This window comes from Spirosoma aureum (assembly GCF_011604685.1).
In the GTDB taxonomy this organism is placed as follows: Bacteria; Bacteroidota; Bacteroidia; order Cytophagales; family Spirosomataceae; genus Spirosoma; species Spirosoma aureum.
On sequence record NZ_CP050063.1, the window covers coordinates 7951494 to 7976194 of the forward strand.

Consider the following 24701-nt stretch of genomic DNA (forward strand, 5'->3'; position numbering starts at 1 on the left):
TTTGGCAAGGCATTTGTTTAGCAAATAACAAGAAAATATGAAAGACGATCATTGGCGATTATGGGTAGAGCATATTTAGGCGAATTTGAAGAATTGGTCTTACTCACCGTAGCCGTATTGGAAGGGGGAGCTTATGGCGTTACCGTAGCGGCCGAGCTGAAGCAACGCACCAACCGCACCATCAGTCTTAGTGGCGTACATATCGCCCTTTATCGTCTGGAAGAAAAAGGATTCGTGCAGTCAGAACTGGGTGGTGCTACAACGGCCAGAGGAGGCCGTAGAAAACGGCTTTTTGCCATCACGGCATCAGGCAAACAGACGCTGGGCGAACTGAGGGAAGTTCGTAATCACCTGTGGGACTCCATTCCTAACCCTTCTGTGTCGTAAATCATGGCTAACTACTCCCCCACTCCCCCGGTCTGGGCCGACCGTTTGCTTAAGTGGCTATGCCCTCCACACTTGCTGGAAGAACTATTGGGCGATCTGCATGAACAGTTTGCCGATCAGGTAGCACAGGTTGGTGAGTTAAAAGCCCGCCAGTTGTATGTAGTTGAGGTGCTCCGGTTCCTTCGCCCTTACTTTATTTCACGCCGAGCCGTTGCCCTTATTTCCAGCACAACTAATACGATACAGCCCGCAGAACGCTTTCCAAAACCAACGACCCGCCAGTTCAGGTACACCCGATACGGTGAGTACCCCCGACTATCTTTACTCCATCATTCTATGCTACGTAATTATCTGAAAATTGCATTTCGTAACCTTTGGAAAAGCAAAGGTTATGCAGCCATCAATGTTATCGGTCTTTCAGTAGCCTTCTTTGTCAGTGTCTTTTTGTTTCTGACCGCTTATTTCCAGCTATCATTCGATTCCTTTCATGAAGATGGCGACCGTATTTTCCAGACCTATCTTTTCTCTAATGATCCCGAAAAGGCCAGTCGGTCGGGGTCGATGCCGCTTCCCCTGATTCCAACGCTAAAAGCAGAGTTTCCCGAAGTAGAAGCAGCAGCCAGGCTAATGAATGGCAGTAACGTGGTGGAGTATAAAGGGAAATATTTCGATAAACAGGTCATGCTAACCGATCCTGATTTTCTGAAAATATTCTCCTTCCCAATGCTCAAAGGAAACAAGGCAACAGCCCTCAATGACCGGAGCAACATCGTCATTAGCCAGCACATGGCTAAAGCCGTCTTTGGTACCGAAGATCCAATGGGCAAACGAGTTCAGCTTGGCCGGGATGACAACAAAAAAGATTTTATTGTTACGGGCGTCCTGGGCGATTTTCCCGACAATTCCTCGATTCAATACGATGCGTTCATTCAGATTGCCAATTCGGGCAGCTATCAGGTCGATAAAGACAGATGGGATGCTATGTCGCATAAAGCGTTTGTGAAATTAGCCCCTCATGTCGATCAGATAGCGTTTGAAAACCGATTGAAGTCGTTTGCTAAAAAGTACTTTTCAAGCAGCTTTGAGAGCCTTAAAAAGAAAGGTGCAAAGCCAGATGAACGGGGTGATGTGTTTGCCGTTCGGTTACAGAAACTGTCAGATGTCCATTTTGATACGGCCATATCGGGTGGGGCCGGAGCACCCATTACGCTTGTGTACGCCCTATCGGGAATTGCCTTTTTTATCCTGCTTATTGCCTGTATCAACTTCATTAACCTGAGTGTTGCCCGATCGTTCACCCGTGCTAAAGAAGTGGGAGTCCGGAAATCGTTGGGGGCCCTTAAAAATCAGCTTTTTGTTCAAATCTGGGGCGAAGCGGCCATTATTTGTTTTGTTGGCTTTGTTGTCGGGCTGATTTTGGCTTATCTGCTTTTGCCAACGTTTAACACCACATTTCAGGGCAAACTAAGCCTGGATTATGTATTACAACCCGACAAGCTCGCCCTTATACTAAGCATTTTTGCTGTCGTTACATTGGTGGCCGGTGGCTATCCGGCCTGGCAAATGTCGAAATTCAATGCGGTGGAGGTATTGAAGGGAAAAATCACGATAAAGCGCCCCGGCATTCTCCGCAACTCGCTCATCGTTACCCAATTCATGCTGTCGAGTTTACTGATTTGTTGCACAATTATTGCCGTTCAGCAGGTCGATTACATGCGTAAACAGCCATTGGGCTTTCAGAAAGAACAAGTGATCAGCATTCCGGTCGGCAATAAGGTAAATGGGCAGCAGGCGCTCAAACGGATGCGGAATATGCTGGCAAACGACCCCACTGTTATAGCGCTCTCTGGCAGTAATGTAAACCTTGGACTGGGCAAGGATCGAAGTACATCGCGGTCTGTAATTGGGTTCACTTTCAAGGAGAAAGAGATTTCGACCGACTGGTTACAGGTCGATTACGATTACCTCAAAACGCTTAATATCAAACTCTTATCTGGCCGTGAATTCAGCCCGGCCTACTCATCAGATACACTGGACCGAGTGGTCATTACGGAAAGTATGGCCAAAATGATCGGCGAAAAAGATCCGATTGGCAAATTTTTTCAGACCGATACTGCTGGCATCAAGCACCAGATTATTGGTCTGGTACCCGATTTCAATTTGTATTCCACAAAGAATGAGAAAAAACCCATTACAATGTACCTGTCTCATTCTCAACCCATTCCTTACATTTTTGTTAGAGTGGCTCCGCAAAGTCTGGCAGGCTCTATGGATAAATTGAAAGCGATCTGGAAAGAAGTAGCTCCTCAATCCGAATTTATTGCTTCGTTTCTGGATGAGAATACCGACTCCTGGTATAAGAATGAAGAACGGCTTTCGCAGATTTTTAGCCTTGCTTCAGGAATAGCCATTCTGCTGTCCTGCCTGGGTTTGTTTGCTGTGGCGCTAATGGTCATTGAGCAGCGAACCAAAGAGATTGGCGTTCGGAAAGTGCTGGGAGCCAGCATCCCAAACATTGTTTTTATCCTCTCGCAGGACTTCGTGAAAATGGTCGTTCTGGCCATTATGATAGCAACACCCCTGGCCTGGTTCTTTATGCAAAAATGGCTGGACAGCTATTCGTATCGAATAGAAATAAGCATCTGGATATTCATTTTAGTCGGCCTTGCTGCCATTGTCATTGCGCTTGCTACGGTCAGTTTTCACAGCATTAAAGCCGCGTTGATGAACCCGGTAAAGAGTTTGCGCAGTGAGTAATGAAAACAGCTTTTATGAAAAATTGAGTGTCTGGTTGGTCAGTTGCTTGGACTTTAGTTTTCTATTCAGATAGCTACGGGTTGGCAATTCTACAAACCGGTACGTTAGGGCCGATACGCCCAGCACAATAGCGACAAAAACGATGCAGGTGATTGGTCCTGCGAGGCCGTACACAAGCGGTTTAGCCGGGGCAGATGGGGCTGGCGGATTAATAAGTTGTACGGTCAGAAACGAAAACAGAATGGGCATGTGTACCATATAAATCGAGTATGACCAATCGCCAAGACGTTGGAACGGGCGGGTTTGCAACAACTTCGACACGCGCCCGGTGTTATAGCAGGCACCTAAAATCAGTAAGGGAAAAAACCAGATTGTCAGCGTATCAGACAACTGCAGATGATAGCTTATGGCCAGTCCAGCACCCAAGGCTGCAAATACCCAACTCCGGCGCAACCAGTACAGTCCCCGCTGTTGATTATAAGCATGATAAGTAATCATACCAAGCAAAAAACCCGTAAAACAACGCAGGAAACTCATTGGAAAGGTGATGTTGTCAAGCGTATTGGGTAGCAACCAAAGCCAGGGTTTGTAGGGCTGACCAGCCTGCATTGGCTTTGTCAAATAGTAGTATAAACCCAACACCACTAGCAACAGAGCGAATCTGCCCATTGAAGGCAATCGCCGGAAGCCAAGCATTAGTATTGGAAATAGCAAATACAGTAGCCATTCGCTGCCAATAGACCACGATGGGGTATTCCATGTTGCTGACCGAACGGTATTAAAGCCATGTAGCATTAACACATGCATTGGAATTGCGGATACATCAAAGACCCCCTGCGCAATAGGGTCTAAAACGACATGATACCCCTGAGTGAGCAGTATATAAAGCCCAATAACCCAGAGGAGTGTTAAGATATGGAGCGGATAGATTCGGGCAAATCGGGCTGCCATATAGCGCCGAAACGATACGGCCAATACCCGATCTTCAAACCAGCTTCCATACACATACGTTATAATGAAGCCGCTCAGAATGAAGAAAAAGTCGACGAATAAATACCAACGACGGTGTAATTGGGTGATAGCAGGATTAATAATTGGCAACACAAGCATATTGAAATGAAAAACTACCATTAAAAGGGCAGCAATTCCGCGCAAAGGCGTAAGTGTAGTTAGGTATGCACGTTTCATAAGTAAAGGGATAGAAGGGTTTGAGGAAGTTACTGATACTGAGCAATTATAGGTGGTTTGCACCTGTATACCTTCAATCAGTTGAGTTACTACGTAGCATACCCAATACGCGAAGTCAAATTTCGTTGGTATGCCGAATGTGGGCAGTATCGTGTCTGTAATAAAACGTAGAGTTGATAATATTAATCATTCCCCATAGGCCAATTTGTAGATTTTTTCATTGATAATCAGTGCTTTATTTCTGATTCGTAAGATAGGAATTCAATGTATCTTCACAAACTAAACCCATTAAGCGTACATTTTTTCGGGCAAAGCCCTACCGTACCAAAACCTGCCCCTGTCAGGCTTATGCACTATTGATTGAAAGAGGGAAGTTGCGACAACTGATTGGTTTTGCATTCAACATCGGCAAGGGCACAAAGTTGCGCCCCTAAAATAACTCTGCTTAGCAGAGTTATTTTAGGGGCGCGATACGTTCTACTCCACTCTAAGCTCCAACTTTTAGATCAACTCAAAAAAGTAAATAGCTTACTAATCATCAATACATTTTCTGCCATTTGTTTTATGAAGGCAGTATATAGTGACGCAGATAATTGGTAAGTGTGTGGGAACGGATGTTCTGCTTATTTCTTCAGCGACGATAAGCTGCTATAGCGCATCGACTCATTTTATGGTATACTTCTATTTTACCGTAGCTTGCCTGAATTCACGTAAAAATCAGAGAGTAACGACAGGAATTCATCTTTCCGGCGACGCGATACTTCTATTTCGGTGTTATCACTCATCCAGACCTGCCCACCGTCGCCTTTTACGTATCGTTTGATGTGTTCAAGATTAATGATATTCGACTGGTGTACCCGAAAAAAGTAATAGTTATCCAGAATTTCTTCGTACTCTTTTAACAAGCGTGACACCACGATAGCCGGGCCTTTGGTCAGGTGAAATTTGGTGTACGACCCCAGCGATTCGCACTGGATGATATCGGTCATCTGCACAAAGTGAATGCCTTCTGCGGTGGGCAGAGCAATGCGCTGGTTGTCATTTTTTTTCCGCTGAATCAACCGAAGACTTTGTGGAACCTCGAGGTGTTCCTGTAAAATCTGAAGTTGTTGAGGATTAACGCTTGCCACCTGCGATTTCGACTTTTCGACGGCGGCCTGTAATTCTTCAGGATCGATCGGTTTGAGCAGGTAATCGATCGCGCTGAACCGAAACGCCCGAATGGCATATTCCTGATAAGCGGTCGTGAAAATCACGCCAAAATCTACTTTCTCGAAACTCGACAGCAAATCAAAGCCCGTTTTGCCTGGCATCTGAATATCAAGAAAAACTAAGTCGGGGTGTTCTTTCTTGATCAGTTCGATGCCCAGATCAGCATTTTTAGCTTCGCCACAAATTTCCACTTCCGGGCAGAGAATCTGTAGCAGATTGGTCAGAGCCTCACGGGCATTTGTTTCGTCGTCAATAATCGCAGCGCGTAGGCGTTTCATGGTCTTATACTTTTTCGATTGGAATCGTCATTTGTACCCTCGTTCCTGCCGAGTTGTTGTTATCATCAAACAAATCGATCATCTCTATTTTGGCTTCTCTGTCTTTCCGACGAAGCGATTCGAAAATTCCCTTTGTCATTTCCTGCCCGCGCGAGATATGCCCTTCTGTCCGGGGTGCAAACTCACGTCCTACGCCGTTATCTTCAATAATACAAACAATGTGATTCTGTTGAACCCGAGCCGTAATTTTCAGTTTCTTTTCTCCTTCTTTCGGCATCAGGCCGTGCCAGATTGCATTCTCGACGTAGGGTTGAAGCAGCATCGGTGGCAGGAGTGCATCCTGAAGCACATCATTCTCTTCAATATCGAACGAATAACTGAATTCATGGTTGAAGCGAAACGATTCAATTTCGACGTACATCCGTAAGGTGTCGATGATTTTCTCGAAGTGAAGATACTGGTGATTCGAATTCTCCATAATCCGGCGCACCAGCTTGGAGAACTTCGATAGGTATTTAGCACCTTCGACACCACGATTTGTCAGCAAATAATTCTGGACTGAATTAAGTGAATTAAACAGAAAATGCGGATTCATCTGCGATTGCAGGGCTTTCAGCCGCCACTCTGCAATTTCCAGATCCAGCTGGTTCCGTTCGGCAAGCGTATTGACACGCCAGCGCATCATGCCAACAATCAGGGCGGCAATGGACAATCCAATAAGCGTCCTAAAAAACCAGGTACTTGTAAAATAAGGTTTTACCGTTAATCGGATAACCAGCGGTTTATCGCTCTTTATACCCGAATTGTTGCTGCTTCTGATGCGTAATGTATACGATTTAGCGGGCAAATTTGTAAAGGAAACCGTATGCTGATTGCCCATCTCGACCCAGTTGGGTTCAAATCCTTCTAGCTGGTAACTATACAGGTTTTGGGAAGTAGGCTCAAAATTCAACGTCGTAAAGTTGAACGTTAGTAGATTTTCGTCGGGTTGAAGAACAATCTCTTCCGCGAGGTCCTGGTGAAGCATTTTACCCTTCACCTCAACCGAACTGATGGCTATTTTTGGGGTCGTTATCTGCCTGTTTAACTGACTAACATTCAGAATATTAATAGCATTGGTATGCCCCAGGAACAATTCATTCGCCGGACTATAGAAAAACCCGACCGGCGCATTACTGAATAACCCCTCAATGGTAGTGAGGTAACGGATAGCATGGGTTTGGGGATTGGCTATGTGGATTCCTTCATTGGTACTAAACCAGAGATTCCGGTCAGGTGCTTCCGCAATATTAGAGCAGTAGGTGTCGATCAGTGCATCGGTCTTAAATTCGAACGTGGTTAGAATCTTACCTTTAGCTGATAGTTTCGATACACCGCCCCAACTGGAAATCAGAATAGACCCATCCGTGGTTCGTCGCATACCATTGATGCAATCACCACCGATGCGGATTCCTTTATTCTCCGGCAGTTTATCGATGTTGGTAAATTGGCTCTGTTTTTCGTCGAAAAAGAATAGACCACGAGAGCAGGTAGCCACCCAGATACGTCCATCAATCCCTTCCAGAACACCTTTTACGTAGGTGAGATTTAATAATTTACTAGCCTCTTTGTCAGACCAGAGTTTGATTTCCCGATTCGTGAGTGGATCTATTACTTTCAGACCTTCGTTCAGGTTAGCAATCCAGAGACGTCCTTTTCGGTCGAGTAAACCATCGCGAAAGTCGGTGTTCTTAAACAGACGAGTGGTTGGCTCCCAGAGCGAAAAACGGCTATTCATTTTATCGCCAACAAAAATCCCTTTATCCGTAAAAGCAAAAGGGCGACCCTGAATCCACCGAATCTGCTGCGTAAAGGCATCAACTGGATACGGCAATAACTGAAATTGATTAATGGCTGGCTTCCACGATAGTACACCCGAATGCGATAGACCCAGCAGGTAGGTGCCGGTAGTAGATGCTGGTGAAATACTCGTTATCTGAACAGGCAATCGTACGACGTTGTGAGGGATCGCTACCGTTCGAATACCGATGTTTCGATAGCGGTACTTATAGACTCCACCGCTGGTAGCGATCCATAGAATACCGTTGACTTTATCGTCGTACATATCTTTGACCTGAATACCACTGTTGTAGAATTCAGGCAAGTGGTACAGTTCGTTCCGGTCAGGATAAAAAACGCTTATGCCATCATTGGTGCCAACGAATAGTATTTTTCGGCCATTTTCATCCTGCGACTCCTGCACACAGACTACGTTATTGTGTTCAAAGCCTGCTTTCCTAATACTAAATGACTGATTTTCGGGCGAAAAACGAACCAACCCATATTCGTAACCACCAATCCAAAGGTTACCATCGGCATCGGCAGACGCTTTACACAAGCGAATGGGCACTTGGTTCTGAGGTAAAAGGGCTTCTTTTCCCAACACACAGATGAGCTTGTCGTGCCGACGGTCGTAGCGATACAGACCAAGCTCTGAAACGATCCACAATGTATGCCGGGCATCTTCAAAAAAGCTGGCATACTGATACACATCACCGCCCGATACGGTATGAGAAAACGTGTAGCGACGCAGTTTCCCGGTTGCCGGATCGTACCGTTGGACAGACGTATAGTCACACACCCAGACCTGATCGAACGAATCAACCATACCCTGTTCGTGCAAATCATTGCTGGGGTCGGCATCATCATAATCGTTTTTCACCAGGGTCGTTACGGTCAGAGTTTTTGCATCGATTTTGCAAAGCCCTCGGGTATCGTTAGAGGTATAGATATCGCCCTTCGAGTCAGTCGATACGCCAGAGCAATAACCCAGTTTGAGACTATCCAGGCGAAGGAAATTATAGCCATCGTATCGGCAGATATTACGTCCCGTGCCTATCCATAAAAAGCCTTGTTTGTCTTTCGTTAGACACCATACATCATTGGATGGAAGCCCTTCTTTGGTTGTCAGGTGATCGATGGTCAGCGTAGGCATTTGGGCATCGGTTTCCCAACAGGCAGAAAAAACCAGCAGAAAAACCAATAAGTACCTCATAAAATGGTGTTTTGCGAGCAAATTACAAGAAAGCCGTTTAGCTTCTCCCAACCAGATACGAAAGCCAATGGTCTGACATGTGTACCCACGATACCAAACCATCTTTATTCAGATACTATACTCAGCCACCGCCCATCGTTCTTTTATCGTATTAATTGGTATGGTAAATACCCTTGAAAGCGGCTGATCTTTCATTTTTCACCGATGTAGTCACTACATCCATTGCTTTTCCGCTCAATGGCTTTATCGCAACATGATTTTGGTCAGTATCCGGTATCGACCTGGCGTGCTGATAGGAATCCTCTACCAAATTACCTGCCAGTTGCAGATACAGTTGAAACGGAAACATTTTAGGTTGAACAGGTGTCACGCTCTGAATTGAGGTCGTGTATTTCCGTTGCCGGTCTACCAGTTTGGTTCCTATTACGAATAAGCTAATCAAGACCAGATAAGGAAACAATGCTTTCATAACTGATCTTATCGCTCAAAAATTTGGATGAGTTTAGATAAAGTGCTGTAGGTTCGGAGTGATTTTGTGGTACTGTTTCTAGCATCGTCGAGCACCACATTACCATGTTCATCAGTCACGTATTCGTACATCGTCCCTTCATGCGCGTGAACCCGGTATTTCCTGAGGAAAATCCAGCACAGAGTCCCAATCAGGAACAGAAGTCCAGGGAATACCAGAAAATACACATTGTCGTGAATCTGACGCTGGTAGGTACTGGTTAAATAAAACGTGTCAGACACTGGGCTGTACAGAATTGGAGCAGATTTACCTGCCTGTACAGCAGCGAATTCTTCTACGGAAATACCACCCGTTCTGGTACGTATGACCGATTTACCTGCCTGATCCGTAAACTGAACGTCGAGGCTATTGGCCGACTTTTTCAGTACGAGTGCCTGGGTTGCAATACCCGTTTGCTGAACGCATTTCAAGTCAATATAATCAATGTACCACCAATAGCAGACGGCCACTCCCACGAAGAAGAAGAGTGAGAAAAGGCGAAATCCCAGCGTGTTATACTTCCGTAGAACGAAGTAGTAATACGCCATCAGGAAAGCCCCCGCGGCAAGTGTTTGAAGCGTAGTCATGGTAATTTAGAGGATTTAAATCGAGTCTGTTGGATGAACCAAACTTACTGGAATCATCGACCCTCTACAGCATGACTCTATATCTGGTGATACGCTACTAAAAAGTGGCAGGTTTTGCTTTATAGGTGGTGGTCGCTGGTTTCAGAAAGGTAGAATACTTGTCTATTTGGGTTACCCGGCTTTATACTGCTACGATGCAACGTGTCCCATATACGCTAAAACTCTGCTTTAGCGTATATGGGACACTATTGATTAGTCAAAAAAATGGCTGTTAATTCACGGTTTTTCCAAGCGGCCTCAACATAACATCGTTTACGGTAATATTGCCCGGCTGACTAAGTGCATAAACCACGGCGTTAACGATGGCTTCCGAATCCATTTTGGGGATGCCATCCAGATTGCCATAAAGGGCACGTACGTTGGGACTGGTGATATCATGCCCTAGTTCGGTAGCTACAGTACCCGGATAAATCGTCGTTACTTTAATTTTCTCGCCGACTTCCTTTCGGAGCGTTTCCATAATGGCCCGAACGGCAAATTTGGTACAGCTGTAGACTCCACCACTTGGAAATGTATTTAAACCGCCCATTGACGAAGTAGCCAGAATATGCCCGTCTCCTCTTTCCAGCATATGCGGCAGCACAGCATTGATACCATATAACACGCCTTTGATGTTGATATCAATCATGCGCTCCCACTCGGATACCTGGCCTTCCTCAAAGAATGAAAGCGGCATAATACCCGCATTATTCCATAACACGTCTACCTGCCCAAACCTGCCGATTGCCTGCTGAATGAGGTTATCCATATCCCCCTGTTTGCTAACGTCGGTTCGCACATACATGGCGTGATCGTCAATTTCATTGATCAGGGCTTTCAGCTGATCTTCCCTTCGTGCAGCCAATACTACTTTAGCACCAAGCTGACCGAGTTTTCGGGCTGTAGCCGCGCCCATGCCACTACTGGCACCCGTGATAACAATCACTTTGTTATTAATAGATTCCATGGTAGGATGATTGTGTGATAAGCCAGAATAAGCACGGCTAAACATTGCCTGTCGATCCGCTTATTTGTCTAGGTTAGTTGCTAACGTGATGTGTTTCCAGGATTCAATTTCTGCCGTTTCGGCCTTACGCGCATCAGTTAAGATCTGGTAAGCATCTGGCCCCATCAACAAGTGTACAGGCGGATTTTTCTCCTCGGCGAGTTTAACCAATGCAGCTACCAATTTATCGGGATCGCCCGGCTGGTTACCGTTTATCTGGCGCATGGCGGTTTCCAGTACTTCACTATTGTATCCTTCGATCCTGTTTTGGGCCACCATAAACGTACCCTTATCCAGAAAACTGGTTCTGAACAATCCGGGGGCAACAACGGTCACTTTTACGCCAAACGGCTTGACCTCTTCTGCCAATGCTTCAGAAAGGCCAATCACAGCAAATTTTGCGGCATTATAACTTGCTGCATTTCCATTACCCTTATACCCTGCAATGGAGGAAATGTTGATGATATGCCCTGATTGTTGTATTCTTAAGAAAGGCATTGCCGCTCTGATCACGTTAAACGTCCCGAAAACATTAACCTCCATTGATTGGCGGAACTCCTGTGGGGTCAACGCTTCAACACTTCCCAGTATAAAATATCCCGCATTGTTGACGATCACATCCAGACGGCCAAATGTTGAAACCGCCTGATTTATAGCCTTATCGACGCTTTCTCCGTTTGTGATGTCTACGGTCAATGGCAACAGATTTTCCGAGTGATCAGGTATCTGTTTTTCAATATCGGCCGCATTCCTGGACGTAGCGGCTACTTTGTTCCCGTTTAACAACAATAATTTAACCAGCGCAAGGCCAAAGCCTTTAGATGCCCCGGTAACAAACCAGACTTTTCCAATAGTCAAATTTTCCTGTACCATACTGCTGTTTTTTATGGTACAAAATTAGAGTCAGTCAGTATGTAAAAATTATGCCAATCAAACATATACTTATGAAATGGCAATAACGTCCCGGCGGAAATGATTGGGGGTTTGCCCTGTCTGCCTTTTGAAGAATATATTGAAATTAGACGCATGTTCAAAACCCAGACAATAGCCTATCTCGGCGATGTCCCAGTTGGTATGCAGCAATAAGGCTTTCGCTTCTTTGATTAACTTTTCGGCCAGATGTTCCGTCGTTGTTTTACCCGTGGTTTCCTTTAAGGCGCGGTTCAGGTGATTGGTATGAATGGCCAGTTGACCAGCAAATTCGCTGGCATTTTTAAGCCGGACCGTATGCTGCGGTGAAGTAATAGGAAACTGCCTTTCCAGCAAGTCTAAAAACAGGGTGCTAATTCGGACTGAAGAACTACCGGGCAGCTTTTCTTTTTCAAGCGGTTCAATTTTAAGCGCTTCATGCATGATGATTTGCACATAACTGCGTAATAAATCATACTTATTTATATAGGAAGACTGCATCTCCGTAATCATTTGCTCAAAAACCCCAGCCAGAAACTGCATGGATTTTTGATCAGGAACCAGAACGTGATTACCACTGACTTTAAACAAAGGCGATTTTGACAGGCTATCGGCCTTCAGGTGATGCGTAATAAAGTCTTCCGTAAATAAACAGGAATACCCTTTATCATTGGTCGACAAAGGCTCCCACGAGTAAGGTATCATCGGATTAAAAAAAGCAATGACATTATCTTTAATATAAAAGCTCTTATCGGCATAAGACAGAACTCCTTCTGCCCTAATCACTAACGATATTTTATAAAAGTCCCTTCGGGTATGCGGCAATGGAGTTGTGCCGTGAATGTCTTCCGTTTTGTAAATGGCAAACTGCCCTGGCTCAGAATGATCTCTGGTCAGACGCTGATGAAAATCGTTGGTGGTTTCTTTTAGCTCCATCACACAAAGTTATGTGATTCAAACAATACATTTCCCAACGATCTGCAATTTTCATACTACTTATTACTACCTACAAACCCACCCGTTGGCAATCCCTAAAGTAGGTGTTCGTAAAAAATAAAGTAAACATTTTGATTAGTAAATAAACGTTTACTTACTTTGCAGCGTAATTTATTCTTCTCACTTTAAAAGGCAAGAAGTGCACGATGAGACCTAAAAATTTAGAAAAGGAAGAAGCGATTCGAACCATAGCGCTTCAAATAATCGCCGAAGAAGGTCTGGAAAATCTGAGTATGCAGAAACTGGCAAAAGCTGCCAATGTATCGCCACGCACGATCTATATAAAATACGATAGCAAAGAGGATTTTCTGGTAAAGCTATTCATTGATGAGGTGTTAGGAGCTTATGAAAAAGCAGTACTGGAAACGTTTCGCTCCGACATGGACTTTCCGGAAGGTATAAAAACGATCTGGCTGAACACGTTCCGGTATTTGACAGGGAACAAACACCATTTTGCCCTGATCCAGCATGGCAAAGCATCTCCTTTGTTGAATAAAGCCTACCAGAAAGCAAACATCAAACAAGGGCACTTTTTCGCACCTATACATCACTTCCTCGAGCGTCATATTGCAACCGGTGTCATCCGAAACTTTCCTTTTGATGTGCACCGAGCGCTGTTGTTTTCGCCCCTTCTCGACTTAGCAAGTGAGTATTTTGATTACCGGGAAAGACCGCACCAAATCATTACCGAAGAACTGGTTTTAGCCTGTTGCGATGTGCTGATAAAAGGAATGTTGAACTGAAAAAACAAAAGCAATGAACATACTTAACAATAAGAAAATAGCTATCGTGGGCGGAGGCCCAGGCGGATTAACACTCGCAAGGCTGTTGCAAATGAGCGGTGTAGACGTACAAGTGTATGAACGGGATATGCATAAAGATGCCAGGCCAAAAGGAGCCACCCTGGATTTGCATGAGGAGTCCGGGCTGGCGGCTTTGCACGAAGCCGGACTGATGGAAGCGTTTAACGCCAATTATCGACCGGGGGCCGACAAACTGCGCATCGTCGATAAAAACGCAACTATTTTATTTGACGATGATGCAAACGGTAAGGAAGAAACAGCCCGGCCCGAAATTGATCGCGGTCCCTTGCAGACAATTTTACTCGATTCCCTACAACCCACCACTGTTGTCTGGAATAGCCATTTTGTGTCGCTTTCACCGCAAAATGATTCCTGGAAACTGGACTTTAAAAACGGCACCTCTGTGATTGCTGATGTAGTGATTGCAGCAGACGGGGCAAACTCAAAGATTCGTCCATACATCACCCCCATCAAGCCTTTCTATTCTGGGGTTACGGGCATAGAAGGCACTGTATATCAATCTGAAACAGCAAGCCCAACAATACATGAACTGTTGAATGGGGGAAAAATATTTGCGATGAGTGACGAGAAGAGTTTGATCGTAAGCTCAAAGGGTGATGGCAGTCTGGTGTTTTATACGGGCTGTAAAACCGATGAATACTGGAGTCAGGAAAGTGGAATCGATTTCTCCGACAAAGCGCAGGTACTTGCCTGGTTCAAAGTCACCTATTCGGGCTGGGATAGTGTTTGGGAGGAGTTGTTTGACAATGCGACTGCTCCTTTTGTGCCTCGTCCGTTTTATTGCATGCCTTTAGATCAGACCTGGAAAGCGTTACCAAACCTGACAATGCTGGGTGATGCCGCCCACCTTATGCCCCCCTATGCCGGTGAAGGCGTGAATATGGCCATGCTCGACGCACTGGAACTCAGTAAATGCCTAACCAGCGACGATTTCCCCGACATACAATCAGCCATTGCCAGCTATGAAAAACAGATGCGCACGAGAGCCTCGGCAACGGCATTCGCTACACTGGAATCAACGGCTGCGTTGCATTCGCCAGAAGCCATCTCCTTTCTCATGGAGATCGTCGCTTAAGCTAATTTCGACTCGCATCCTTCTGAGTACCTAAAGGCTATCATTATGTTTTGACGCTCTTTTTCAGTCATTCCGACGTAGCTGTGCTTTCCCGCAAATCCAGTATGTGCACCCAGAACCGAATGTCGGCACTGCTCTGCATCTGGAAAATTAGCCAGAAAATACTGTACCAGACCGCTATAGGCATCAATCCACTGATCACGATATTTAGATCTCCAGCCTTAAAAAACTCGCTAACACTCAGGAAAAGAAAAAACGCTAACGGAAACGCAAACACAAGAAAAGCGACAATCAGAACTGGATTGGGGCTCAAACTGAGTGAAAGCATTGTTTTGCCCTGCCTGCTTTTATACATGCCCTCTATACTCGGGGCAAAACTCTGTTTTTTGATTTTACTACTCACTTTCCGCACCGAAAACCTGTAGGTCGTAAAATCGCCGTAGTATGGTTTGTGGCTATAAAAGCTAAATCCGGTTATGACATATTCGCTTAAATAGTGTCGAATCTGGTCTGGAGTTAGTTCAGTCTGGTAGTTAATCTGACGATAGGGCAAGAGCGTAGTTCGCATGAACAGAATCGGTAGAGATAAAAAGCAGGTCCGACAGTGAGTGTACGATACAGCTAATCAGTGCATTGGATTTCCCGTAAAATCGGTACTGACAATTTCTCTGAATTGCTCAAGCCCATCGGTTGATTTGAGTCGGTTATTCTTCGCAAATAACCATTGAACATTAGGGCAACCGCGTAACGTTTTCAAATCAGCAATCTGATTGTCAGACACATCAAGTCGGCCTATCTTCTCTGATTGCAGGCCACTCATATCGAACAATTGACAGTTTTTAAGGTATAAGTCGCCTAGTGCAGGAAGCTTTGAAAAAAGAGCCAGGTCAGAGATCCGATGATCCGACAGGTTAAGAGCGGTTACGTGTCCTTTCTGCACACAAATCTCAAAACGACTGGGAGGATTAACCGATTGAGCGATGTGCCAGTGCTCGGTAAAAACAGCGTTCTGCAAGCCCATACCTGCCTCTTTCGCGAGTTGCTCGACAGCAGCTTTCTCGGCAGGATCAAGCCTCGAAAAATCATAATCATACTGTCCCGGCGCGGCTCTGCCATGTCCGGCTTCCATAAAGAAAGCGGTGGCATACAGGCCTAAGCCAAATGCACAAAGTCCCAGCGACAACAAGGCCGTAATTTTATGATCACCGAAGCCTTTGAATGCCCACCAGGTTGCCAACAGGTATAGGAGGAAGCAGACTAACAGCATCGGTATGCTTAACCATGCAGGTATTTTTTTCAGGAACGAATTGGGATCCGTCAGTCCCACGGTAAACGTATAGCCCAAAAAGCATGTAAGAGCAAACGAGAGCAATAAACTGCGAATGGCCATGAGGAATGCCTGCTTATACGTGAAACCAATATAATACACCTGCTTTTAGCACATAGACGGATCCATTTGCGGATTGCAGGTAAAAGTCGTTTGATAGAGCCAGCGGGTAAATCCACTTGAAGCGAGCGGTCTTCTTACCAAGTTTCAGGTCGAAATAAAACAGAAATTCGTCAAATGAATTTCCTCCCCACATCAGGTCACCGTATTTTGCGGTTATTCCCTCCGTCAGTTGTAATACGCTCGTTCTATCGGTTACTGACTGGCCTTCTACCAGCGTGAAGCGACCTTCCGACAGGGATGTGTTTGCGTTGCTTCGGTCCATGACTACCCTGGTGTTCACATCATATGGATGGAATTTGACGCCCGCCTTTTGAATAAACGCTTCATCCAGCGTAAACGCAGTTGTGTTGCCGTCGGCAAATTTGGTAAAAACATAGGACGCATAGTTATCAGGACTCCGGTAGGCAAAAGACGATTTACCAGCCCTCATGCGTGCCAATGCGTAAGCCTCGTAATAGGCCTTATGCCGATCGGGTTCAAACTGAGTTCTCAGGTCCGACCGGGCTTTTCGAATGGCCTCCCAGTAAGCATCCGCGTTGGTTTTGTTGCCTTTCAGTACTGCCAGTGTTATCGAATCGGCTTCCTGAATATCAAATTGCTGGCCGATCTCATTCTTTTTCTGTCGATACCACGCCTGACCTTCCCGGTCCACCCTTACCCAATCTTTTTCTTTTTGATCATCAGGATAGTTCCCTGTCCAGAATGCATGGACTTTATCAACGACCTTAAACGCATCCAGATCAACACGATAAAACAGGCCCGAAAACTCCCAAAGTAGCAAATTCGGTTGCAACAGGGCCAATTCCATTTCTTGAATGCTCATCTCACCAAACGGGAGCTGGCGCAACCGATGACCCGCCTGATCGAATTCAACCAGTGTATGTTCGGCAAACACCCCCGTTGATGCAGTCAGAACAATCGCGTAGATTTTCGTTTTATCCGCCGAGAAGATAAAGTTACGAATCATCGTGTCCGGCAATGAATCGACCCGAATGCTGGCATTATCGACTTGCGGTAAAAGCGGTATGTCGGGGTGCGTATCCGTACGCATGAAACAACCCGACAAGGACCAGGAAAGCAGGCTTACGCAAAGAAGGGTGGTATAGTTCATCTGAATTCACCAAAAGCCGGTAATCTTTTCATGGCCATCAGTCATTTTACTCCGCCTAGTTCGACCAGTTTGGGAACTGTTCCTTCAGCTGATCATCCAACTCGTCGGCCCACAATTCCAGGTCAACAATGCAGGTTGTTAGTTCCTGATAGTCCATACCCCGAATATCGCGCTCATAGGTTGCATACACGGTTTGTGTCTTGGGAGCAATGCACAACTTCACACCCAGACGTAGGTCGTTCAGTTCGAGCAGGTGCCGATAGAAACTAAGCAGGTTATTGGCCGGAATTTCGAGCAGAGGAGAGAAAATTCGCAGATAATCACGTCGGCTTCCATTCGGAAAATGGATGGTTTGAATGAATACTTCAATCGTGGCTGAGCCATTTTTCCAGAGCCAGTTGCTGTTTTTGGGATTATAGGTGCTCTCTTTGGTCAATCCAATAGACTCGACATAGTGTTGAATCATGGTCGTAACCCGATTGTACTGTTCATTGTAAGCAGCTTCCTGTACATCAGAAGGTCTGGCCGGAGCCGGGTTTTTAATTGGTTCCATTTGCTTAGGGTAGTTTTAGAATAACTCGTTTGAACAGGTCAAAACTACTACGCCAGCAGAGGCATTATAAACCAACTCTATGCCTAGCCCGTTTGGCTTTACAAGTGGTGTAAACTGCCTTAAAAGTGGTCATTTGTTCCTCAGCAGGAAGGCTTGCCCTGTCTTGTCAGGAACTCTTCTCTTCCCGTCTTCTCGCAGGAACTGGTCGCAAGTTTGTCAATGCAGTAAGTCATCTGGTTGTGAATTGCCGCTAATCTTTAAGATCTACGTTAGTCAGTAAGTATTGCTGGATAATCCAGTCTTCAGCAGCCTGCTGCGAAACCCCGCCCAGGCCCTGAACGTAAGCTTTATTAAAATCTGGTTCAGCTTTCAAAAACACATGATAACCTGCCCCCTGAAACCAGCCAGCTTCCAGTGGTGATTTCGCCAGAATCGCTTGCCGTTCCGCTTCGGTAAGCCGTTCAATCTGCCGTCGAAGCCGTCGGTTTTTGCAATATTTTTTCCAAAGCATACCCCTAATTGTAAGCGTCTGACCTGCTTTCCGTTCATCGAATTACCACGAACTACCCGAACCACCGCCCCCTGAGCTGCCGCCCCCCCAACTGCTGCTGGACGAGCTACTACTGGATGAACTGCCCGACGACCCGCTCCATGAACTGCTGCTACCCGACGAAGAATACGTAGTGGATGAATGTGACGTTGTGGGTGTACTTTGCCGAATGACCGCAATGGTGTACTGTTCTTCGCGATGGTGGCCACAAGCCTGGCACTGATAATCGTTGCTGCCTCTTCCTTCGCGTTCAGTAGTGGCTGCTTTCACGATGCGGCTGCCTGTTAAGGACATGGCTCTTGATCCGCATTTATTGCAGTTCTGATAGACCTTATCGTTCAGGTTTTCGTAACCAATAACCTGCGTGATGTTGTGGGGTTCATTGCGCCAAACGTCATAGTCAACACTACCCAGCCGCTGTTCAGTTCGCTGGTAATCAGTCAGAAAATCCCCTTTCCGGGTACTGTCCACTTTAGTAAGCGCGTAGCCTTCCGCCGATTGACGGTTATGATTCCGAATCGCATCCAGTGCCCGGTCATCCGCTCGTTTAAGCCATCCGAACGGAATAGGGAACAACAGAACAGAACCCCAGCCGTTGAGTCCCGCAGCTTTGTATCGCACATAACGTGCTGGCTCGGTTATGGTGCCAGAGAGTTTCTGGAAGGCATTTTTTCGACGGTGCCGACGTTCCCACACGACCGCTCCTGCATAGGCATACATGACCAGGAGAATTTGCCAGCCATGCAGTGATAAAGGTGCGCGAAGCTTTATCACTACGAATCCTATGCATACCGGCATAACAACATATAGCAGAAAGGCTCTGGGAAATCGCCATTTCGATTTCGAAATTGTCACGTCAATTTGGTTAGCAATGGGATTCGTTTTTTTGAAGAAGAATGTCAGTAGCCGAAGAACAAGCAAAGCAGGAATTAATAACAGGAATAGGACGAAAATGGCCGAATTCTCTAATGGCTGTCCTGCTCGGTACGTAGATTTTGACTTGTCATAAACCTCCTTTGCGGCTTCGGGTTCACTAATCAGGCGGGCAATCTCGTTAACCCCGGCAATCATGGCTCCGTCGAAATCACCGGTTTTAGCCAGCGGAATCATTTTCCGGGTCTGAATCCGGCTACAAATGGCATCGGGCAGAACACCTTCCAAACCATAGCCGGTTTCCATCTCGATCCTGTGCTGGTCTTTCACCAGCAAAACCAACAGGCCATTATTTTTCTTCCGATAGCCCAAACCCCATTTCCTGAACAAAGCCGTGGCAAAGTCTTTGGGTACACTCTCCCCAATGGAGTTGAGGCACACAACCGCTACCTGTGCCGTTGTGGAGTCTTCCAGCTTTCCCAGCACCAGATCAATCTGACTTACGGCCGCATCTGACAGAATATGATCCGGATTGCTGACATACTGTGCACTTCTGCTTTGCTTCGGATTGGGTACGGTTTCTGGCGTATAGGTTTGTGCAATTCCTGGTGTAATGCCTCCACACGCAAGCAGCAGAAAAAGGAAGACGAACTGGATAAATTTCTGGCTCATACCCATTTAATTTTGATTTGTAGCGCCGTAGCCCGACGAATACGTTCTGTACTTATCCTTGGCCTGAAGATAAGTTGTTTCTTCAAATGTGCCCGGATCGGCTCCCTTAACGGCATAATTACTGAAGTAGACCCGTTCTTTGTCTTTGGCATAGTATTTTCCAACGCCGGAAAAGGTAGCGAGATCAACTGCTTCAATTGGACTCCAGTAAAGATCTTTACCCAGCACCAGACCCCAGGCCGTGTGTTTATCACTAAAATTGAAGTCCGAGACTTTTCGGAATGTTGCGCCATCTACGCCCTCTATCGGCCGATCATGAAAATAAACCCGTCGGCGGTCATTTGTCAGGTAGCTGCCATTAAACATCGGAACAAAGACAAACGTAGCGGGGTCGGCCCCTTCAAGTATAAATGTGTCTTTATAAACCCGATACCGGTCGCGGGCATATGGAATCCCTTCGGCCGATATATGAACAGGCGTCTCATCGGGATTAGGAACAAAGGAGAAATGTGCACCGTCGTTGCTGATTCGCTTATCCCGGGAGTAACCATTGTTTTTGTCTCTGGAATAGGCACCTGCCAGATACTCAAACGTAGCTGGGTCAGCATCGGGAATGATTTTCCCGATGTAGAACGCATGGTTTTTATCTTTACCATACTCGTCGTTGATTATCATAAACGACTCAGCATCAGCTGTGTCGACAATCGACCGGGTAGCAGGCCAACCCCTATATATCACCACCTCGCCTTTCTCTATTCGATAGCCTCTGCGTGAGCTTTCACCACAACTAACGACCAGCAAGCCGATAAGCGTAAAAGCAATTGATGCAAAAGGAGCGAACACTTTTTTGAGTAGAAAATTCATGGTAAGCGGCATTAATAACGGCTACGAGTTTGCAGTTTTGGCGGTTGCCCCAGTGCCTGTTCGTGTTGCGGTCTACTGGAGTGAAGAACCGGATGATCTGTTGATTCCGTCGTTAAGGGCGAAGAAACGTCGCGCTCAGCCGGACGCACACTGTCCACTTTTTCCAGACTGACAACCTGCTCTTCTACAGGCTTTACTTCTGCCCTGGTTAGTCGATTTGTTTTTAGCCAGTTCAGATAATAGGCAAAGTGTAGCGCGTCATGATAGGTTTGCCAGATAATCACGAAACTACCATCCTGCGTTTCTTCGATCCGAATGGGTGTTTCGGTATCAAGCACAAAAAAACGTTTGAATTTCTGCCGGAAGGTAAACCCTGACGTATCCATTTTGGCACGGGCAATCCGTCTAAATTCCTCACTAACAACGTTGGGGCCGAACGAAATGGCCAGGTAATGCGAGAATGTGTTAAAGTGAGATTTCCCCGTCGAGACCATAGACGAGGTCATTCCCTGCCACCAGTTATACTGAACTACTTCGCCCGATTGGGTAGTTAGTGTTCCTTCCGCACAGGAGTAATAATGACTACCAAGCAGTTCGGAGACTTGCTCTGGCACAACGGTCGATTTATAAAGTTGATTGCTACTGAAAAACTGTTGCAGGCTGCTGTCTTCTTTTTTGCGAAAGACAAACAGCGATGCAATAAAGCTGGGAATAAACAATAATGTTGAACTGGTACTACCGAAAATCAGCATGATCACCATCAGTCCGACCCAGCAACCAACTGCCAGCCGAATTGCCAGCGACGATGAGACTTTCCGGCCAATCAGGTACGTCATCAGAAAAAACACGGCATAAATTCCGCCGAAGAAAATGCTTTTATAGACGATGTCCTGATTCATGAAAGTCGATGTCAAGTCTTAAAAAAAGATCAGAGTAAGCAGAATAATTAACGTTATGACAACCAGTGCAATCCAGTCAAAACCTCTTTCCAGGAAACGCTTTGATCCTTCTTTGATCGATTTTACTACGTCTTTTTTTATGAAATGCTCGCCCCGATCCATACCCGTATCTTTTGGTGTTGATATTGATAACTCATTATAAAGTTGAGCCAAAAATCCAGAGAGATTTAGTCCGATTGATAAGTGGATGGAACAACGTGAAAACCGGTAGAATTGGCTTGATATATGGCCAGGCTTTTTTTGAGTAGGTTTAGGAGTATCGACTAGAGTCGTGCCACAGTTCACTATATCTCGCACACAAACCGTGGCACGACTCTAGTCGATACTCCTAAGGTTGCGTTTCTGAAGAACCGATTTTACCCCATACACAGAACCGCGAAGTTTAGTCGAAGCATTCCTATGCTTCGGCAAAACTTCGCGGTTCTGTGTAATTACCCAATCAGAATCTTATGGTTCTGAAAACTTATTCAAAATAATACCCGAAAATTATACCCATCTCATCTTCACTTGTCAGGCCAAAACGGACAAGCTTGGCGGTTGTATTGTTGTACGTTATTTCAGACGTTAGCCCTTCTCCTTTTTGCAGCGAAATAGGTGTCTGGTAGGTAACAATATCGGGGTGTTCCCAGTCGGTAGATGTGTAAATGACTTCACCATCGCGGCTCCCACCTTTGATTTTAATGACAAACTTTTCGCCCAGTTTGTGCATATGCGAAGTTAAAGTCAGGACTTTGCGCGGCTTATCAAAAAGAAAAGACTTCGAGATCGTAACCCGGGTATTGGCTGGAATAGTAAGATTCGAGTTTCCCAGATCGAGCGTCTGAACCAGTTGCTGTACTTTAGATTTGTCTACTGTGTATAGATTGATCTGCGCTTCGCCTTTCATCACCGACGTGGTTTTGTTGACAAAGTGCGAATTAAGGTCAAGCGAAGTACCCGCCGGAATCAATAAGGCTGCCCCTTCAGGAAACTTATAATCCTGGTATTGAGCCTGCGATCCTGCCAGATACACATGGTTCGACATGGATAGCGTTGTGAGCAGATTCAGAGAATTATCGGCATTTCGCAGATCACGAATGTCGTTCATGTTCGGCAGAATCGTATTATCCCGAAAATTATAGGCCACAAAGTGGTGGCTTCCACTCCGCATTTTTGTTTCATACCGGTTTACGTATATATCCTGCGCATTGCCAACCACCCGACGGGTAAATAATTCACGTTCAAAATTCGGCTGAATATCAAACGTGGGAACGGCCATTTGAAAACCGGTGCCCGTTGCTGGTACAGGCAGGGGTTCATAAGCCGTTCCAGATACGGTTTTATCATCTAATAGCGTGGGATCAGCGATACTACCCGTTTTGGGCGCTCCGGCATCAATCCACCGCCGAACATATTCAATCTGTCCATCAGACAGTGGTGGACTTCCCAATGGCATAGGATTCCCATATTGTTTGCCCGTATGATGGCTAGCCGTGGGGGTCAGTTTATGATACAAAAGGCTCTCTAACGATGCGAATGCTTTTACGCGTTTTAAGCCGTCTGCTTTAGCCGCACTGTTTTTCGGATCAACACCCACCAGATTTTCATAAGCTACACCGGCTGCTAACACCAGACCATGCTGCACAAAATCGGCGTCTTTTTCAGATGAATGGCAACCCGATGTGGCGCAGGATGGCGTCAGGATTTTTTGTTGAATTAAATCGAAGGAAGCAACGGCCATTGGGTCCTCCGTACCATTGGTAGAATTCTGACAGGAAACCGAATTTAAGAATATACTAATAATAAATATACCAATTCCTAAACGGGTAAAATTCAAGGATTTCATATAGCAGTAATCAGCCAGAGGTATACTGAAAGTTAATTATATTATCCCATCTTCTGGTATATAATTTATTTCAAGGCCTATTAAAACCAGCGACTATATTCGGCAAGACCCCAGACGCAAAGTCGTGCCACGGTTTGCTGTGTAGTGAATCGTGGCACGGCTTTGCATCTGGGGCCTGCCGAGCTAAAATCTTAATATAAAATCCTGACGGGGTTGCTCTTTTCTAAAAAAGACCAAGCCCACCCAGAACAAATCAACCGTTACGCTTACTGAGGAATGTGCTTTAATAGTTGCCCATGCCTGTTCCATTTCGGCCGACCAGTGAATATCGTCGAATACAAATACCGTATCGTTGTGGACCTTCGTCAGGCATGTTTCAAAATAGCGAATAGTCGGTCCGTAGCGATGATTGGCATCGAAAAAAACGAAGTCGAGTGGTATCGACTTTTCCACCTGGATGGGCAATGTTTCGTCGATATTCCCGACTACGATGTCTATATTTTGAATACCCAGCTCATCAAAATTCTGGCGGGCAACAGCCGCCGTTTCCGGACATCCTTCAAATGTCAGAATGCGGCCATTTTGCGGTTTGGCAGCCATTGCCAGATAAGCCGTCGTTACCCCAAGCGATGTACCTAAATCCAGAATAGTTTTTGCGTCGAACCGTCGAATGAGTCGAAACAGCAATCGACCGAACCGGGCTGGCTTCTGGGAGTTTCGGGCAATATCCCGAATGCTTCGCTGTTGGGAGGTATTTACTTTCGAACCCGCTCCAAAGTCCGTTATATGAATCAGCTGGCGATTTTGACGAAGCTTACTTTGTAAGGCCCGAATAGGTTTAAAAACAGGCTCAGAACGATTGCCCGCCCGAATAACACGAGTATAAAGCGTAAACAGAAAGGGCGAGTGAAGAGAATGCTCGTCGCGAGCACGAGCGAGGTAGCGTAAATAAGCAAACAACATAGGAAATGGATAATGTAGAATGTAAAATGAATAGTTCCATCATACGACAGTTATTCATTCAGAACCGCCCACGGGGTTCAT

Annotated in this window: 23 protein-coding genes; 4 read left to right on the forward strand and 19 right to left on the reverse strand. The window is 45.8% G+C overall.

Annotated elements, in window-relative coordinates; translation table 11 throughout:
• Positions 1-60 precede the first annotated feature (60 nt).
• The gene (locus tag G8759_RS31940; protein ID WP_167217276.1) at positions 61-387 is read left to right on the forward strand and encodes a PadR family transcriptional regulator; all 327 of its coding nucleotides are present in this window, start codon (positions 61-63) and stop codon (positions 385-387) included.
• Positions 388-390: 3 nt separating this feature from the next.
• Positions 391-3144: an ABC transporter permease gene (locus G8759_RS31945; RefSeq protein WP_232074029.1), complete on the forward strand. Its 2754-nt coding sequence runs from the start codon at positions 391-393 to the stop codon at positions 3142-3144.
• Positions 3145-3156: 12 nt separating this feature from the next.
• Here the strand turns inward: G8759_RS31945 and G8759_RS31950 are convergent, their stop codons facing one another.
• From G8759_RS31950 to G8759_RS31985, 8 genes are all read right to left on the reverse strand, one after another.
• Positions 3157-4332, reverse strand: coding sequence for an acyltransferase family protein (locus G8759_RS31950; RefSeq protein WP_167217278.1), 1176 nt, complete (start codon positions 4330-4332; stop codon positions 3157-3159).
• A gap of 686 nt (positions 4333-5018) precedes the next feature.
• Positions 5019-5822, reverse strand: a complete 804-nt coding sequence (locus tag G8759_RS31955) for a LytR/AlgR family response regulator transcription factor (RefSeq protein WP_167217280.1) — start codon at positions 5820-5822, stop codon at positions 5019-5021.
• A 4-nt stretch (positions 5823-5826) separates the two neighbouring features.
• Entirely contained in the window at positions 5827-8856 is a 3030-nt protein-coding gene (locus G8759_RS31960; protein WP_167217282.1) for a ligand-binding sensor domain-containing protein, read from the reverse strand.
• Between the two features lie 151 nt (positions 8857-9007).
• Positions 9008-9325 carry a hypothetical protein gene (locus G8759_RS31965; protein ID WP_167217285.1) on the reverse strand — a complete coding sequence of 106 codons (318 nt, stop codon included), beginning with the start codon at positions 9323-9325 and terminating at the stop codon, positions 9008-9010.
• Between the two features lie 8 nt (positions 9326-9333).
• Positions 9334-9951 carry a hypothetical protein gene (locus G8759_RS31970; RefSeq protein WP_167217287.1) on the reverse strand — a complete coding sequence of 206 codons (618 nt, stop codon included), beginning with the start codon at positions 9949-9951 and terminating at the stop codon, positions 9334-9336.
• Between the two features lie 271 nt (positions 9952-10222).
• Complete coding sequence (locus G8759_RS31975) at positions 10223-10957, reverse strand: SDR family oxidoreductase (RefSeq protein WP_197933061.1); 735 nt, start codon at positions 10955-10957, stop codon at positions 10223-10225.
• Positions 10958-11017: 60 nt separating this feature from the next.
• Positions 11018-11869: an SDR family NAD(P)-dependent oxidoreductase gene (locus tag G8759_RS31980; protein ID WP_232074030.1), complete on the reverse strand. Its 852-nt coding sequence runs from the start codon at positions 11867-11869 to the stop codon at positions 11018-11020.
• Between the two features lie 69 nt (positions 11870-11938).
• The gene (locus G8759_RS31985; protein ID WP_167217289.1) at positions 11939-12841 is read right to left on the reverse strand and encodes an AraC family transcriptional regulator; all 903 of its coding nucleotides are present in this window, start codon (positions 12839-12841) and stop codon (positions 11939-11941) included.
• A gap of 206 nt (positions 12842-13047) precedes the next feature.
• Here G8759_RS31985 and G8759_RS31990 point away from each other — a divergent pair, with 206 nt between their 5' ends.
• Together G8759_RS31990 and G8759_RS31995 are read left to right on the forward strand one after the other, a co-directional pair.
• A complete protein-coding gene (locus tag G8759_RS31990) occupies positions 13048-13644 on the forward strand; it encodes a TetR/AcrR family transcriptional regulator (protein WP_167217291.1) in 597 nt (198 codons plus the stop codon).
• A 13-nt stretch (positions 13645-13657) separates the two neighbouring features.
• Positions 13658-14800 carry an FAD-dependent oxidoreductase gene (locus tag G8759_RS31995; RefSeq protein ID WP_167217293.1) on the forward strand — a complete coding sequence of 381 codons (1143 nt, stop codon included), beginning with the start codon at positions 13658-13660 and terminating at the stop codon, positions 14798-14800.
• 67 nt (positions 14801-14867) lie between these two features.
• Here the strand turns inward: G8759_RS31995 and G8759_RS32000 are convergent, their stop codons facing one another.
• The 11 genes from G8759_RS32000 to G8759_RS32050 all read right to left on the reverse strand — a co-directional run bounded on the left by G8759_RS32000 (position 14868) and on the right by G8759_RS32050 (position 24620).
• Positions 14868-15368: a hypothetical protein gene (locus G8759_RS32000; protein ID WP_167217295.1), complete on the reverse strand. Its 501-nt coding sequence runs from the start codon at positions 15366-15368 to the stop codon at positions 14868-14870.
• A gap of 57 nt (positions 15369-15425) precedes the next feature.
• A complete protein-coding gene (locus G8759_RS32005; protein ID WP_167217297.1) occupies positions 15426-16190 on the reverse strand; it encodes a leucine-rich repeat domain-containing protein in 765 nt (254 codons plus the stop codon).
• A gap of 13 nt (positions 16191-16203) precedes the next feature.
• The gene (locus G8759_RS32010; protein WP_167217299.1) at positions 16204-17301 is read right to left on the reverse strand and encodes a hypothetical protein; all 1098 of its coding nucleotides are present in this window, start codon (positions 17299-17301) and stop codon (positions 16204-16206) included.
• 115 nt (positions 17302-17416) lie between these two features.
• Positions 17417-17914, reverse strand: coding sequence for a YbjN domain-containing protein (locus G8759_RS32015; protein WP_167217301.1), 498 nt, complete (start codon positions 17912-17914; stop codon positions 17417-17419).
• A 250-nt stretch (positions 17915-18164) separates the two neighbouring features.
• Positions 18165-18425, reverse strand: a complete 261-nt coding sequence (locus G8759_RS32020; protein ID WP_167217303.1) for a hypothetical protein — start codon at positions 18423-18425, stop codon at positions 18165-18167.
• Between the two features lie 42 nt (positions 18426-18467).
• A complete protein-coding gene (locus G8759_RS32025; RefSeq protein ID WP_167217305.1) occupies positions 18468-20009 on the reverse strand; it encodes a TPM domain-containing protein in 1542 nt (513 codons plus the stop codon).
• A 6-nt stretch (positions 20010-20015) separates the two neighbouring features.
• The gene (locus G8759_RS32030) at positions 20016-20873 is read right to left on the reverse strand and encodes a DKNYY domain-containing protein (RefSeq protein ID WP_167217307.1); all 858 of its coding nucleotides are present in this window, start codon (positions 20871-20873) and stop codon (positions 20016-20018) included.
• 11 nt (positions 20874-20884) lie between these two features.
• Complete coding sequence (locus G8759_RS32035; RefSeq protein WP_167217309.1) at positions 20885-21772, reverse strand: hypothetical protein; 888 nt, start codon at positions 21770-21772, stop codon at positions 20885-20887.
• A gap of 18 nt (positions 21773-21790) precedes the next feature.
• The gene (locus tag G8759_RS32040) at positions 21791-21985 is read right to left on the reverse strand and encodes a hypothetical protein (protein WP_167217311.1); all 195 of its coding nucleotides are present in this window, start codon (positions 21983-21985) and stop codon (positions 21791-21793) included.
• A 310-nt stretch (positions 21986-22295) separates the two neighbouring features.
• Positions 22296-23657 (reverse strand): monooxygenase, encoded by a 1362-nt coding sequence (locus G8759_RS32045; RefSeq protein ID WP_167217313.1) that lies wholly within the window; start codon positions 23655-23657, stop codon positions 22296-22298.
• A gap of 183 nt (positions 23658-23840) precedes the next feature.
• On the reverse strand, positions 23841-24620 hold the full coding sequence (locus G8759_RS32050) for an O-methyltransferase (RefSeq protein WP_167217315.1): 780 nt from the start codon (positions 24618-24620) through the stop codon (positions 23841-23843).
• Positions 24621-24701 lie beyond the last annotated feature (81 nt).

What these genes read in the sequence shown, in the direction of transcription:
- G8759_RS31940 (WP_167217276.1), top strand. Translation starts at nt 61, where the DNA reads ATGGGTAGAGCATATTTAGGCGAATTTGAAGAATTGGTCTTACTCACC.
- G8759_RS31945 (WP_232074029.1), top strand. Translation starts at nt 391, where the DNA reads ATGGCTAACTACTCCCCCACTCCCCCGGTCTGGGCCGACCGTTTGCTT.
- G8759_RS31950 (WP_167217278.1), bottom strand. Translation starts at nt 4,332, where the DNA reads ATGAAACGTGCATACCTAACTACACTTACGCCTTTGCGCGGAATTGCT.
- G8759_RS31955 (WP_167217280.1), bottom strand. Translation starts at nt 5,822, where the DNA reads ATGAAACGCCTACGCGCTGCGATTATTGACGACGAAACAAATGCCCGT.
- G8759_RS31960 (WP_167217282.1), bottom strand. Translation starts at nt 8,856, where the DNA reads ATGAGGTACTTATTGGTTTTTCTGCTGGTTTTTTCTGCCTGTTGGGAA.
- G8759_RS31965 (WP_167217285.1), bottom strand. Translation starts at nt 9,325, where the DNA reads ATGAAAGCATTGTTTCCTTATCTGGTCTTGATTAGCTTATTCGTAATA.
- G8759_RS31970 (WP_167217287.1), bottom strand. Translation starts at nt 9,951, where the DNA reads ATGACTACGCTTCAAACACTTGCCGCGGGGGCTTTCCTGATGGCGTAT.
- G8759_RS31975 (WP_197933061.1), bottom strand. Translation starts at nt 10,957, where the DNA reads ATGGAATCTATTAATAACAAAGTGATTGTTATCACGGGTGCCAGTAGT.
- G8759_RS31980 (WP_232074030.1), bottom strand. Translation starts at nt 11,869, where the DNA reads ATGGTACAGGAAAATTTGACTATTGGAAAAGTCTGGTTTGTTACCGGG.
- G8759_RS31985 (WP_167217289.1), bottom strand. Translation starts at nt 12,841, where the DNA reads ATGGAGCTAAAAGAAACCACCAACGATTTTCATCAGCGTCTGACCAGA.
- G8759_RS31990 (WP_167217291.1), top strand. Translation starts at nt 13,048, where the DNA reads ATGAGACCTAAAAATTTAGAAAAGGAAGAAGCGATTCGAACCATAGCG.
- G8759_RS31995 (WP_167217293.1), top strand. Translation starts at nt 13,658, where the DNA reads ATGAACATACTTAACAATAAGAAAATAGCTATCGTGGGCGGAGGCCCA.
- G8759_RS32000 (WP_167217295.1), bottom strand. Translation starts at nt 15,368, where the DNA reads ATGCGAACTACGCTCTTGCCCTATCGTCAGATTAACTACCAGACTGAA.
- G8759_RS32005 (WP_167217297.1), bottom strand. Translation starts at nt 16,190, where the DNA reads ATGGCCATTCGCAGTTTATTGCTCTCGTTTGCTCTTACATGCTTTTTG.
- G8759_RS32010 (WP_167217299.1), bottom strand. Translation starts at nt 17,301, where the DNA reads ATGCGTACGGATACGCACCCCGACATACCGCTTTTACCGCAAGTCGAT.
- G8759_RS32015 (WP_167217301.1), bottom strand. Translation starts at nt 17,914, where the DNA reads ATGGAACCAATTAAAAACCCGGCTCCGGCCAGACCTTCTGATGTACAG.
- G8759_RS32020 (WP_167217303.1), bottom strand. Translation starts at nt 18,425, where the DNA reads ATGCTTTGGAAAAAATATTGCAAAAACCGACGGCTTCGACGGCAGATT.
- G8759_RS32025 (WP_167217305.1), bottom strand. Translation starts at nt 20,009, where the DNA reads ATGAGCCAGAAATTTATCCAGTTCGTCTTCCTTTTTCTGCTGCTTGCG.
- G8759_RS32030 (WP_167217307.1), bottom strand. Translation starts at nt 20,873, where the DNA reads ATGAATTTTCTACTCAAAAAAGTGTTCGCTCCTTTTGCATCAATTGCT.
- G8759_RS32035 (WP_167217309.1), bottom strand. Translation starts at nt 21,772, where the DNA reads ATGAATCAGGACATCGTCTATAAAAGCATTTTCTTCGGCGGAATTTAT.
- G8759_RS32045 (WP_167217313.1), bottom strand. Translation starts at nt 23,657, where the DNA reads ATGAAATCCTTGAATTTTACCCGTTTAGGAATTGGTATATTTATTATT.
- G8759_RS32050 (WP_167217315.1), bottom strand. Translation starts at nt 24,620, where the DNA reads ATGTTGTTTGCTTATTTACGCTACCTCGCTCGTGCTCGCGACGAGCAT.